The sequence below is a fragment of the Gilliamella sp. App4-10 genome (assembly GCF_001690495.1).
GTDB lineage: Bacteria > Pseudomonadota > Gammaproteobacteria > Enterobacterales > Orbaceae > Gilliamella > Gilliamella apicola_G.
The window spans coordinates 115,585-127,616 of record NZ_LZGS01000001.1 but is presented as its reverse complement, the minus strand read 5'-3'; the positions used below and the strand labels follow the sequence as shown (position 1 = coordinate 127,616).

14 protein-coding genes are annotated in these 12,032 nt (G+C 37.3%); 12 read left to right on the top strand and 2 right to left on the bottom strand.

Features of this window, described 5'->3' with window-relative positions; genetic code table 11:
- The 4 genes from A9G23_RS00560 to A9G23_RS11100 form a co-directional block, all read left to right on the top strand.
- Positions 1-337: integrase core domain-containing protein (locus A9G23_RS00560; RefSeq protein ID WP_141674879.1), on the top strand; the 337-nt coding region annotated here is incomplete at its 5' end.
- A 198-nt stretch (positions 338-535) separates the two neighbouring features.
- On the top strand, positions 536-703 hold the full coding sequence (locus A9G23_RS11420; protein WP_176700579.1) for a hypothetical protein: 168 nt from the start codon (positions 536-538) through the stop codon (positions 701-703).
- A 100-nt stretch (positions 704-803) separates the two neighbouring features.
- Positions 804-1,220: an antA/AntB antirepressor family protein gene (locus A9G23_RS11105; RefSeq protein WP_081296874.1), complete on the top strand. Its 417-nt coding sequence runs from the start codon at positions 804-806 to the stop codon at positions 1,218-1,220.
- A gap of 35 nt (positions 1,221-1,255) precedes the next feature.
- A complete protein-coding gene (locus tag A9G23_RS11100) occupies positions 1,256-1,564 on the top strand; it encodes a hypothetical protein (RefSeq protein WP_141674878.1) in 309 nt (102 codons plus the stop codon).
- 304 nt (positions 1,565-1,868) lie between these two features.
- Here A9G23_RS11100 and A9G23_RS11415 read toward each other — a convergent pair whose 3' ends face one another.
- Positions 1,869-2,042 (bottom strand): hypothetical protein, encoded by a 174-nt coding sequence (locus A9G23_RS11415; protein ID WP_176700243.1) that lies wholly within the window; start codon positions 2,040-2,042, stop codon positions 1,869-1,871.
- Positions 2,043-2,172: 130 nt separating this feature from the next.
- Between A9G23_RS11415 and A9G23_RS00550 the strand changes: the two genes are divergently transcribed.
- The 8 genes from A9G23_RS00550 to A9G23_RS00515 all read left to right on the top strand — a co-directional run bounded on the left by A9G23_RS00550 (position 2,173) and on the right by A9G23_RS00515 (position 6,783).
- The gene (locus tag A9G23_RS00550) at positions 2,173-2,514 is read left to right on the top strand and encodes a hypothetical protein (protein WP_065585765.1); all 342 of its coding nucleotides are present in this window, start codon (positions 2,173-2,175) and stop codon (positions 2,512-2,514) included.
- A 1-nt stretch (position 2,515) separates the two neighbouring features.
- Positions 2,516-2,734, top strand: a complete 219-nt coding sequence (locus A9G23_RS00545; protein ID WP_065585764.1) for a host cell division inhibitor Icd-like protein — start codon at positions 2,516-2,518, stop codon at positions 2,732-2,734.
- Positions 2,724-2,957 (top strand): hypothetical protein, encoded by a 234-nt coding sequence (locus A9G23_RS00540; protein ID WP_065585763.1) that lies wholly within the window; start codon positions 2,724-2,726, stop codon positions 2,955-2,957. Before A9G23_RS00545 ends, A9G23_RS00540 begins: the two co-directional genes overlap by 11 nt.
- A complete protein-coding gene (locus tag A9G23_RS00535) occupies positions 2,950-3,171 on the top strand; it encodes a hypothetical protein (protein WP_065585762.1) in 222 nt (73 codons plus the stop codon). Before A9G23_RS00540 ends, A9G23_RS00535 begins: the two co-directional genes overlap by 8 nt.
- Positions 3,158-3,346 (top strand): hypothetical protein, encoded by a 189-nt coding sequence (locus A9G23_RS00530; RefSeq protein WP_065585761.1) that lies wholly within the window; start codon positions 3,158-3,160, stop codon positions 3,344-3,346. Before A9G23_RS00535 ends, A9G23_RS00530 begins: the two co-directional genes overlap by 14 nt.
- Positions 3,343-3,717 (top strand): hypothetical protein, encoded by a 375-nt coding sequence (locus A9G23_RS00525; RefSeq protein WP_065585760.1) that lies wholly within the window; start codon positions 3,343-3,345, stop codon positions 3,715-3,717. Before A9G23_RS00530 ends, A9G23_RS00525 begins: the two co-directional genes overlap by 4 nt.
- A gap of 10 nt (positions 3,718-3,727) precedes the next feature.
- Positions 3,728-6,103, top strand: a complete 2,376-nt coding sequence (locus A9G23_RS00520) for a primase-helicase zinc-binding domain-containing protein (protein WP_065585759.1) — start codon at positions 3,728-3,730, stop codon at positions 6,101-6,103.
- A 107-nt stretch (positions 6,104-6,210) separates the two neighbouring features.
- Positions 6,211-6,783, top strand: a complete 573-nt coding sequence (locus A9G23_RS00515) for a hypothetical protein (protein WP_065582856.1) — start codon at positions 6,211-6,213, stop codon at positions 6,781-6,783.
- An 830-nt stretch (positions 6,784-7,613) separates the two neighbouring features.
- Here the strand turns inward: A9G23_RS00515 and mukB are convergent.
- A complete protein-coding gene (gene mukB, locus A9G23_RS00510) occupies positions 7,614-12,032 on the bottom strand; it encodes a chromosome partition protein MukB (RefSeq protein ID WP_065585758.1) in 4,419 nt (1,472 codons plus the stop codon).

Here is a 12,032-nt window from a genome sequence, read left to right as displayed (position 1 = left end):
TTACTTAGATAAACTGGCTGAATATCATGGCTATCCATTAAAAATACGCGTCGATAATGGACCAGAATTTACAGGAAAAACCTTTATAAACTGGGCTAAATCACATGATATAGCCATTGATTATATAGAGCCCGGTAGCCCATATCAAAACGGGTACATTGAACGATTTAATCGCACCTATCGTACTGAAGTACTCGATTTATATCTTTTTAACAACTTAGCGCAAGCAAGGAGAATAACCGAAGAATGGTTAACGATTTATAACACCGAAAGACCGCATGAGGCATTAAATAACATGACACCGCTCGAATATAAAACACTAAAACAAACAGCATGATTTTCTACTTGAATCTTGTACTAAGTTTGGGGTATTTACAATAAAAAGCTACCCAAAAAGCCGAGAGCTTACCTATTAATTGCGTGTACTGGTGACAATGGTATTACCGAAAATGAGATATTGCGCACCTGTAGGCTTTCTAGCGGTAGAAATTACTGTTCAGAACTAGAAAGAAAGTTAGGTATCACATTAAAGCGCATGGATGAACCTAATACCGACGGAATAGGCTCACACTATCGCTATTACCTAGCCAATAAGGAAGATGCTCAAAAGGTGGTTAATCTGATTCTTAGTTATGAAAATAGCTTATTAACTGAATCGGATATCAGCCAAATTTTAGCACTTTACCCAAGCAAAGCAGCTTAATTAATTGATTTTATAGCAAAGCTCATTTTTGAGCCGACGGTATCCCTTTGCCTAAATTTAGCTAAAAGAGGGATTTTTCGACAAGTTAGGAGTAATACTTATGACAGAGTTTAATCATTTAGTACCAGTAACAGATACGCAATTAAACGGCAAATTACAACAAACAGTTAGCGCAAAGGCTTTACATAATTACTTAAAAGTAGGAAATGATTTTTCAACATGGATAAAGGGAAGAATAAAAGAATATGGGCTTATTAAAAATGATGATTTTTTAATCTTTGATTCATCAGAATTCAGGAATCAAAGTACAAATAATGAACAACAAATAAAATGGACAACTAAGCGAGGTGGAGATCGTAAAAGTACAGATTACATCCTTACAATCGGAACCGCTAAAGAATTGGCGATGATTGAAAACAACGAGAAAGGACGAGCAATAAGAAAGTACTTTATACGTGTGAAGAGCACCTTAAAGAAATCGCGCCAACAATCCAAAAGAAAGCTCTTAAGCGGTTAAAAGCACGTTTAGAAGTCGCAGATTATAGCCGTCCTATGTGTGACGCTTTAGCTATACAACGATTATCCCTAGGCAAGGAGACCAAGCCACATCACTATACTAATGAATTTGATATGATTAATCGTATTGTACTTGGCATGACAGCAAAGGCTTACCGAAAAGCTCATAATCTCACGGGTGATATTCGCGACCATATCACTGAAGAACAGCTTAATCACTTAGCTTACCTTGAGAAATCCAATATCACGTTAATAGATATGGGTTGGAATTATGAAAAACGAAAAGCAGAACTCATCAAGCTATCACAAAGCTACATGATTCGGTTATTGGGTAAGGTGGCTTAATTATGATGACTACACACCCATTTAACGCCTTAGCAATAGGACAGTATACCCAAGCCCCAAATAATCGCTTAAATTGCTATTTTAACGGAATTAACGCCATCCAAAAGGTGAAATCATTCTTCTTGGTTGGCAATAATTCTAGTTTTCAGTCAAAAAAGCCTATTTCAGTGGAAACCAGTGTAAAAGTACGCACTAAGTACGCAGTGAAAACCGTTTTTTTAATGCGTACTAATCATTGCATGGGGTTGAATTTTAAAAGTAGGTTTATTGAGTCCATAAAAAGAAACCACAAGAAACTTAATTATTATGCTTTAGGTATAATTCCTCGTGATTGTAATTCTTTTCTTAAAACTCTTTTAATCCAAGTAGCCAAGCTAGTATCGCCATCTTTCATAGCTTCTTCTTCTAACTGTTGCCGAAATTCTTCGGTTAATCGCATTTGGTATTGTGGTGATCTTTTTTCTTTTGGTGTTGACATGGTAATTACCCGATATTATTATAATTACACGGTAACGACCATTATAATGGTCGCGCCCCAAAAAACAATAGCCCAAAGAGTTCACACCTCAATGAGCTATCTAACCACAAACATTAAATGGAGTAATGCTATGGCTAATAGTAATGATACCCTACGCCCTAAAAATGGGCAACCTGACCTATCTAATTTAATTTCTGTTTTAAATCTCTATCAAGCAGATATTCCAACACACCATTTACTACAAGCTGAAAATCATTTTGAAGAACTACAGCAATCTATTCTATATGGAATAGGTGCGATTGGTAACCTGATGTTTTGGGCTAGTGAAAATGAAAGTTATTCCGAGCAGAACCTTAAAAGTGATATGCGCGATATTGGCTATTTACTAGCACAATTAAGGGATGTCGCTTGTTTCGCTTCAAATCAAATTAACCTACTTGATGCTACACAAAACCGTAAGGGAGGTAAATAGTATGTTGAAAACGAATTATCAAGAAAAAAGTAATCGTGAAACTAAACTATTTAAATTCTATGACCTTACTACTGCCAAAGTATTTGAGGCATTAGCTCCTACAGAACAACAAGCTAGAAAAAGTCTAGGCAAATCCTCCCTTATCTTTATTGCCAGAATTCGCTTATATCCAGTCATTGAAGACACTAGAAGCTTTGGAGGTTATCACTATGGGCAATAATAACTTTCAGATAATAAATAACATCGAAGCAAAACTTATTCAAGTTCGGAGCATGGCTAAAATCGCTTTGGATAACACTAATTATAAGTGCGCAGGATATGATGAGCCTTTTATCGAACAAGCCGATATGAGTAATTTACTGTGGGTTATCGTTGATTTAGTAGAGCAAGCTTTTGATGAGTTACAAGAGTACGGGTTAACGGAGGATAAGAATAATGGCTAATATCTCACTGGACGCAATAAATACTATCAATACAAAACTAGGACAAGCCAACGCTATCACCACGCTTTTAATGGTGGATTGTGATTCTAATACACCAATTAATGATGAGTTACGCGCCTACGCCCTTGATGCTGTATCAGACTTAATTAACGATTCTAAAAAGCTATTTAGAAGCGAAACCGAGTGCAAGGAGGCAAAGAATGAAAGAGTTTGATTTTGCCCATAACGATGACGGCATTATTACCGCATTAAGGCTTAAAAATGGCAAATATGTAGCACTACTTTCTTTTGGCAAGGATGAAATCCCTAACTTACTCGCCGATGTCACCAAGCGACTACCGCCCGAAGTTAGGCGATACATGACACAAATTAAGGGGGGTAAATCATGAATAATCAGCAAGAAGTGACAGTAATTCACCATAGTATCGTTGATTCTACCATGGCGATAATAGCAGGTTTATTTTTAATTGAGCAGATTAATAAAAACGGCGCCAAGGTGTTTATTCATGAGGATATCAAGATTGATATTGATAAAGATTTAATTGTTTTAGGGTTAAAAGTTAGTCTTGAAGAATGCTTGATTGAAGACTTTGGCGAAAGTGAGGGGTTAAATCGTACCTATGGACTATTAAAAAAGATGTACGCCGAAAGTGATGATAAACCTATGGCACTAACGCAATTCGGGCAAGAAATGCTTGCAACGTTATTTATTGATTTAGCCGAAGATATCAAAGCTGAATCTAGCGCGATAATTCATTAAGGGGGATGTAATGAAAATCAATGAAATTACAGCCCAAGCCGTAGGTAAATGGGATTATGTCTTTCAATCATTAGGTATTGAAGTGGGTAATGGCAAACATTGCCCTTGTCCTGTCTGTGGGGGTAAGGATAGATTTAGATTTGATAATCAAAATGGTAGAGGTACGTACATCTGTAACCAGTGCGGTAGTGGTGATGGCTTAGAGCTTATCAAAAACTATTGTCAATGTGACGCTAAAGAAGCATCAAATAAAGTAGCGGAATGTTTAAATCTGTCTAATCAGAATAACAAAATACGGGAAAATCTCGTATTTAGAAAAATAGATTCTGAACAATTACATAATGATAACATACCAGATAATCCCGTATGTAAAAAGGTCGAGTATTTGCTATCTAAAGCAACATTAGGGCAATCTCAATACCTGACCAAGAAAGGGTTAACCTTTGATTTACCCTTGTTAGATAACGGGCGCATTTTTGTGCCTATGCTGAATCTTCATAATGAATACGCAGGTGGTCAATTTATCGAACCTGATGGCAGTAAGCACTTAATGAAAGACTCAAATAAGAAAAGTGCTTTTATATTAGTGCGCTCAGTTTTGAGCAGACCTGCCGAGGTGTGCGCAAATTTGCTCGCACATAATGAAATTATTATCTGTGAGGGTTTAGCCACAGGGATATCGATAGCGGAATTCCGCCAACAGTCTATTGTTATATCCGCTATTGACGCAGGTAATCTTATTCATGTAGCTAAAGACATTCGTGAGTTAAACCCTACCGCTAAAATCATTATTGCAGGTGATAACGATATTGGTCAAAGCCCTAATACGGGCTTAGCTAAAGCAATAGAGGCAGCTCAAGCGGTAAATGGTTATTACTCCGTTCCTGATACAGATTATAAATGTGATTGGGATGATTATAGGCAACAATTTGGAAGCGATAACGCTTCGGCTCATTTTAATAAAAACCTCATAAAACCAGAGTTATCCACCATGACAAAACATAACATGCAAAACGAGTTATCAAGTATGAACCTATCGCAAATGGCATCAAGTCAACGGGCTGAACTGCTCAATCAATATTATGACAATAACCTTGCAATTAATCTTACTACCGATGAAATCTATTACTATAAAGATAACGCATGGCAACCCATCAGCGATAAAATGCTAATGCGAACCTTAGCCGATTTATTTACTCAATCAGGCGAGCCATTTAACCCATTAAGAATTAGCTCAGCGGTTGAATCGCTCAGATTGTCCCTACCGATAATGGGAACACCTCAGAAAGATTTAATCTGCTTTAAAAATGGCGTATATGAGCTAAAAAGCCAAACCTTTAGACCTCACAATAAGCAAGATTGGCTATTAGTCAGTAATGATATTGATTACTACCCTGCCAAAGAAAAGGAATCTTTTGATACTCACGCGCCAAACTTCGCTAAATGGCTAAAAAGAGCATCAGGCAATCAAGATAAGGCTAAAAATATCTTAGCTGCGCTATATATGATATTGGCTAATCGTCATGACTGGCAATTATTCTTAGAGGTTACAGGCGCAGGTGGTAGCGGTAAAAGTGTTTTTGCTGAAATTGCGACGATGTTGTCAGGTAAAAACAATACTGTAATAGGCACTATGGACGCCTTAGAAAAGGCAAGGGACAGAGCCTTAATCGTGGGTTACTCATTAGTCATCTTACCCGACCAACCGCGTTATATGGGCAGTGGCGCAGGATTAAAAGCAATTACTGGCGGTGATGAAGTCGCAATAGACCCAAAACACAAGCAACCCTATTCTTGTAAAATCCCTGCGGTAGTCTTGGTTATCAATAACGAGGCAATGAGATTTAACGAGCGTAACGGCGGTATATCACGGCGTAGGGTTATCTTTCACTTTGGCGAAGTCATCCCTGAAAAAGAGCGAGATTTAAACTTGGTTAGCAAAATAGAGCAAGAGCTCCCCTCAATTGTGAGGTTGCTATTAAATGAGTTTACCAGTCCAGCAGAAGCTAAAGAAAGACTACACCAGCAACAACAATCAGATGAAGCGACGGCGATTAAACGCGAATCCGACCACTTGGTAGATTTTTGTAGTTATCTTGATGCGCTTGATTATCCCAATGGTATGTTTATTGGCAATATGGGAATAATGCCCTTTAACCCCCGAAAATATTTATATCATGCTTATATTGAATACATCCGCAATACAGGTTTAAACAATCCGTTATCACTGACGCAATTTGGCACATCGCTTAATTACGCAATGAAAGAAAACGGTAAAGACTACATGCGTAAAAGAGCAAATAAAGGGATGAGAACCAACGTAGAGCTTAATATTAACACTAGTCAAGATTGGCTGCCCAAAGCCGAAGAACTAGCTCGTAGTTAATATTTGTTAACCTATGAACCGCCTAATTTGGGCGGTTTTTTGTTGTTCGCTTATGTAAGATAAGATACATTAAATGGGTATTTTCTTATAAATAAAAGGTTTTAAAATTGAGTAATTTATCTCTCGATGAAATTTTATCGCTTTATAGATTTAATCAATATTATGGTTCACCATCAGAATATTTTTATTCTAGTGGCCTAATAATTGATTGGGCTGAAAAACAAGTTATGCAAGGTGATGATTCAGAAATACTATTGATTATTGCTTCTTTGGGACTTGATAAAAAAATAGATAGCGATGAGGTTATGACGTACTTAAAAAGATATCTTTCCGAAAAAAATATTTCTATACCAAGCATTAATTATAGCTGTTTAGTTTTCATGAGACTTTTTAGCCAAAAAATTATGATATGTAATAGTTTAGAAGATATTGGCGATCTTCTTCATAGTTTTGTATTCAAATATATAGAATTTGGAAACAGATATTTTCATAGAATAAAGCACTATTGGCTTTTTATCTATTATGATTACTTTGATATGTATGATGGTCTTAATTGTTATTGTGCCGAAAAACAACTTAGTGAAGCAAAACGATATACAAGAATAAAAGCCTTAGCAAAAAGATTTTATTCTTTTTTAAATAATAAAGAAATGGTGGAATATTTAGCTAAACATATATAGCTAGATCTAAATTAATCCATTATTTATCTTGTGGTGAACACCTAAAGTGTACACTTGTGAATAGTAAATCATTAAGTGTTCACCGCTCAAACCCTTTTAGAATAAGGCTTCAAGCAAGTAGTGAACACCGTGAACACTTTTTTATAAAATTTTATTTTTATGGGGGGGGAGGTATAAAAAATCTAAAACATAATTAACGGATACCGCTCACCTAGATAAATTTTTACACCGTCAAAATTCTAAAACCAATTTTTAACCTTTCAATTTGGCAAGATTAAAATACCTAATATTGGGGGTCAGTTTTTATTTTGGGGGTACAAATGGGGGTACGGCAAACAGAAGAAACAAACACAATGCTTTATGAAAAATGATTTAAACAGCGCTTTTCAAGTCCCGCCCACGCACCAAATCAATAAACAGTAATATTCTTTTAACCCCAACAAAGCACACCAAAACCAGTAATAACAAGCCTTAAAGTCTATTTTATTGCCCATTAAGTATCAGTAAGGTACATTTACAACCAAAATTTTTAGTTATATGGTTAGTTATACGAAACTATATACTAAAATTATTATGGCAAGAAAAATTCACCCATTAATAAGATACTCAAACTGCCATGCTAAGAGGCAAGGACTGCTGTTTTTATTTGATGGTGGAAGTGATCCTGCCAAAGATTAGACAGAGTACGCCTTTATAAAATGGCTTAATTTGGCTCAATACCTCATATTGCTATTGAGCTTATAACCATATTTTTATACTAAAACGTATAGTTACCTGAAACTTTTTTACAAAATACGCCAATGTTTTGCCGACAATGTCGACAAAACAAATTAAGCGAAGCCCTTTAAACCAACCACATGCACATGCTCTTGGTTGTTTATCACTTTACGTACAAGTTTATACGTTGTGCCTTTTTCTGGGCTGATGTTTTCTGGAGCGGCAATGATTAATTGCATTTCTAGCCGTTCGCAAAGCTCAAATAGTGTTGCAATGGATTTGGCATCTAGTCGAGCGGCTTCGTCCAAGAATAATAAACGGCATGGTAAAATGTCTTTATTACGTAGTCGCTTGGATTCTTCTTCCCAACTTTGAATAACCATGAGTAAAATTGACATACCCGTACCAATTGCCTCACCGGTTGATAGCGCACCACTTTCAGCACGTAGCCAACCATCCGCACCACGGTTCACTTCAACATCCATTTCAAGATAATTCCGATAATCAAGCAGTTCTTCACCAATATTTTGTGCCGTTCGTTGTCCCATATCAATATGTGGGTTTAAACGCTGATAAAGTTTTGCTAAAGCTTCTGAAAATGTAATACGATTATTACTAAACAGATCTTGATGTTCGTTTTGCTCATCAGCTAATGCTGATAACAGAGTAGAGTGTGCTTCTCGAACGCTAACATTTAAGCGTACGCCATTGACTTGACCGAATGCTACCGCTTGTAAGCCTTGGTTAAGCATACGTATACGATTTTGCTCTCGCTGTATGGTTTTACGGATAATATTGGACACACTCTTTGAACTAATTGCCAGCTGCTGTTCACGTGATGTGAGTTCTTCCGTTAAACGTGACAATTCAATTTCCATCTGTTCGATCGCTTCAATAGGGTCATCTGTTTTCACAATATCTTGGCGAATTCGCTCGCGTAAATGTGCATAAACTGCGATGTAGAATTGAATTTTACGTTCTGGACGTTTTGGATCTTCTGATAATCTTAAAACATCCCGTAGATGTTCATTGTCATTAACTGCCAAGCGTAACGAACCCAATGCCTTATCCGACATAGAACGTAGCTCATCAGCACTTAAGTAAGCCAGTTCTCGGCGATGTAGTCGACGTTCAACACTGTTTTCTTTAACCAACCTTAATACTAAACACCATCCTGCTTTCGCTTGTACTATCTGTTCGCGAAGTTGTTTATAATCACGCAGTGTCTGAGTTAAGCGTTTTTGCATCTGTGTCATTTCGCTTTCACACATAATCAGTTGTTTTTCAAGCGATGTACAATGTTGACGGTTATTATTTAATTTTTGATGGATTTCATCACGGCGCAATCGCGCTCGTTCTTCTGTGATCGCGTCCGCTTTTACGCCAATTTGTTCGATCTCTTTTTGTAGTTCATGCAACATATCACGCTTAGTTTCAAATGCGCTTTTAAGCGAGGCAAACGTTTGGTTATATTGATTGTATTTATCTTGATACTGTTGCATCTGACTACGCGCTTCAGCTCTTTGCGCTTCAACCACTTCTAATCGAGACCGCAATTTTTCATTTAAATCACTATTTTCGCTCAACATGCCAGCCGAATCTTCATAACTAAAGTGAGCTCGGCGTTGTATGACTTCAGTTAACGCAAAAACTTGTTGGCGAATCGTGTGTTGCTGTGCTTTAACCGTGTTGTAATGTTCACGAAGCGATTCATTTTGTTCAGGATCACTTTGTAATAGTGCCACAATCGGTTCAAGTTCTGAAACAGTATTGCGATTACGGCTAACATACTGCACAGATTCTTGCGCTTCAGCTAATTGTTCACGTAATTCATCAACCCGATCCGCTAAATCTTCATCTGCAAGCAAGTGCATCTGAGCAACAAGCTTATTAACGGTAGCTAATTGCTCTTTGCAATTAATAACTTGTTGTTGGTTTTGTTGATCAATGCTTTCTTGAGATGATAATTGACGTTCAATTTCGGTGCGTCTTGTCGCTAATTTTTGCGCTTCCGCTTCAGGGTCGATATCAAAAGCAACCGCAAGATATTGACCTATAAACTGTCCAACATTTTGCTCAATGCGTTGTAATTTTTGTAAATCAAATGAAATTGTTGCATAACGTTCATGTAATTCATCACGTTCAATCGATAGTTTTTCAAGATGAACTTCACGCGCTGCTCGACCAAATAGTGGTACACTTGGAAAACTTGAAAATCGCCATTGGCGATCGCCTGTTTTGACTAGTACGGATTTATTCATCTCTTCGCAATCAAAAACGCTATCATCAAATGATGAAGGATCACCTTCAATAAAGTAGATATCTTCAGGATAGTCTTCATCACTTTCGGTAAGGCTTTCTAATTGCTGTTTAACTAATGATAAGTCTGGCACAACGATAGCTTGCCTTGCTGGACCATAGAGCGCTGAAAAGTAAGGCGCATCATCAATGGTTACGTCTTCATAAATTTCAGAAAGTAATACACCGTTGAAGCGTTCAGACAATGCAGATAAACGACCATCATCAACACCACTAGGTTGGTTAAGTTGCTCAATTTGGACATCTAATTGATTACGTCTAAAGCTAATTTGATCTCGTTCAGTAACTAATATTCGCTCTCTTTCAAGCAACTTTTGCATATGTTGAGTCACGGCTTGACTGTTATTAAACGTTTCACCGGTTTGTTCTTGCAAAGCAATTAACGCATCTTGGGCTTTTAACCATAATGGTGCTTTTTGGTGATAATCAGTAATTTTCGATTGAATCTGTTCAAGTTCTTGCCTAAATTCAATACGCTTTTCGCTTGATTCGTTAGCCCGCTCCGCATTCTCATCTAGTTGGGATTCGATCTCTTGTTTTAATTCGTCAAGCTCATCATAATTAATTTGTCGTCCAATACGTTTACAAAACTGTGTTAGTAATGATTCTGCTTCTTTTTGCTCAAAAAAGCGCTGTTCTAGTTCATCAAGTTGTAGCTGTAAATGTTCCGCTTGTTCAGCTTGATAACATTGTGATGGCCATTTTCTTAATGCTTCTTTCGCTGCAACAAAGGCATCACTACGTGTCACATCACCAACTAATTTAATCACCAATTGATAAGCTCGATCAAATTGATTCATGGCTGCATCAGATACACTTAATTTTTGTTCAAGTTCAAGAACTTGTTCGGTGATCTCTTTTTGCTTTTCATCAAACACGGCAAAGTGATCTTCGATATTGCTAATATCTAGTTTTGGTAGCTGACATAATGACTGCGCATTTTTTAGTGCCTGTAAAGCCTGTTGGTATTGAATTGCTCGTGTTTGTTGAACATCAAGTGCTTGCTGATAATCCGCCAACTGTGTTTTGATTTCATCGACTTCTTGCTCTGTTTCGTTAACCTGATCGCGATAAACTTGGTACTGTTCATTCGCTTCAAGTACCACTTCGTTTTGTTCTTCAAGCTTTAAATTTAAGTCATCTAAATCTGCTTGATAGCGGTCGATTTTTTCTTGTTGGCGTAGCGCTGTTTGTGCTAAATTGAGGTGATCATTAGCGGCTTGTAAATCAGTTTCCAAATCGCTTTGCGCTTCTTGATACTCTTTAAGTTCTTTCGCCGTTTCTACTTGGCGGTATTGATTACTAATAAGCTGATCTTGCGTTTTAAACATATCACGACGCAAGCCAAGTACCGATTCAATATGCACTCGGCGTGCGTTAGCATGACGCATATAATCGGCCGCGACATAATTGGTCGATTCAGTAATAAGATGTTTGAATAAATCCCGATCGGATTGTGTAACTCGAATCGCTTCTAATGTCATTCGGTTTTCACGCAGTGCCGCTTCCATATCTTGGAAAGCTTTACGCACCCCACCATTTTCAGGTAATAAATAGTCGCGTAGTGAACGTGTAATAGCACTTGAGATACCGCCATAAAGTGAGGCTTCGATCAATCGGTAATATTTACTTCTATCTGATGGTGAACGTAAGCGTTTTGGTAAAATGCCAAAATCAAACATAACTGAATGATAATCAGTAATCGAGTTAAATTGTTTGAAGATAATACCATCCATCAATTCAACTTTATCTTTTAGCTCTAGTAACGATAAAATGCGAGCTTGTTTATCATTGAGTCGTTCTGTTACCAATTCTGTTGGGCTTATACCAATAGGTAAACCTTGCAATAAGAATGGTTTGATATCGACTTTTTTATCGCGACCTGCAACTTGTTGTAAGCGGACACCACAAATAATACGTTGGTTACGAGAATTAATCACATCAAGCATAGAATAACAAACACCCGGTTTTAATTTACCATGCAAGCCTTTGTCTCGTGAACCTGAAGTCGCCCCGGCTTCCGTTGTATTTCTAAAGTGTAATAAGGTTAAGTCAGGAATTAATGCGGTTACAAATGCTGCCATTGTGGTTGATTTACCAGCCCCATTACCACCCGATAGCGTTGTGACTAATTGGTCTAGCTCAAAAGTTCGCGCAAAAAAACCATTCCAGTTAATTAACGTTAATGAGTGAAATTTACCGTGTCCAATCAT

What these genes read in the sequence shown, in the direction of transcription:
- A9G23_RS00545 (WP_065585764.1), top strand. Translation starts at nt 2,516, where the DNA reads ATGTTGAAAACGAATTATCAAGAAAAAAGTAATCGTGAAACTAAACTA.
- A9G23_RS11105 (WP_081296874.1), top strand. Translation starts at nt 804, where the DNA reads ATGACAGAGTTTAATCATTTAGTACCAGTAACAGATACGCAATTAAAC.
- A9G23_RS00540 (WP_065585763.1), top strand. Translation starts at nt 2,724, where the DNA reads ATGGGCAATAATAACTTTCAGATAATAAATAACATCGAAGCAAAACTT.
- A9G23_RS00525 (WP_065585760.1), top strand. Translation starts at nt 3,343, where the DNA reads ATGAATAATCAGCAAGAAGTGACAGTAATTCACCATAGTATCGTTGAT.
- A9G23_RS00520 (WP_065585759.1), top strand. Translation starts at nt 3,728, where the DNA reads ATGAAAATCAATGAAATTACAGCCCAAGCCGTAGGTAAATGGGATTAT.
- A9G23_RS00530 (WP_065585761.1), top strand. Translation starts at nt 3,158, where the DNA reads ATGAAAGAGTTTGATTTTGCCCATAACGATGACGGCATTATTACCGCA.
- mukB (WP_065585758.1), bottom strand. Translation starts at nt 12,032, where the DNA reads ATGATTGGACACGGTAAATTTCACTCATTAACGTTAATTAACTGGAAT.
- A9G23_RS00550 (WP_065585765.1), top strand. Translation starts at nt 2,173, where the DNA reads ATGGCTAATAGTAATGATACCCTACGCCCTAAAAATGGGCAACCTGAC.
- A9G23_RS11100 (WP_141674878.1), top strand. Translation starts at nt 1,256, where the DNA reads ATGTGTGACGCTTTAGCTATACAACGATTATCCCTAGGCAAGGAGACC.
- A9G23_RS00535 (WP_065585762.1), top strand. Translation starts at nt 2,950, where the DNA reads ATGGCTAATATCTCACTGGACGCAATAAATACTATCAATACAAAACTA.
- A9G23_RS11420 (WP_176700579.1), top strand. Translation starts at nt 536, where the DNA reads ATGGATGAACCTAATACCGACGGAATAGGCTCACACTATCGCTATTAC.
- A9G23_RS11415 (WP_176700243.1), bottom strand. Translation starts at nt 2,042, where the DNA reads ATGTCAACACCAAAAGAAAAAAGATCACCACAATACCAAATGCGATTA.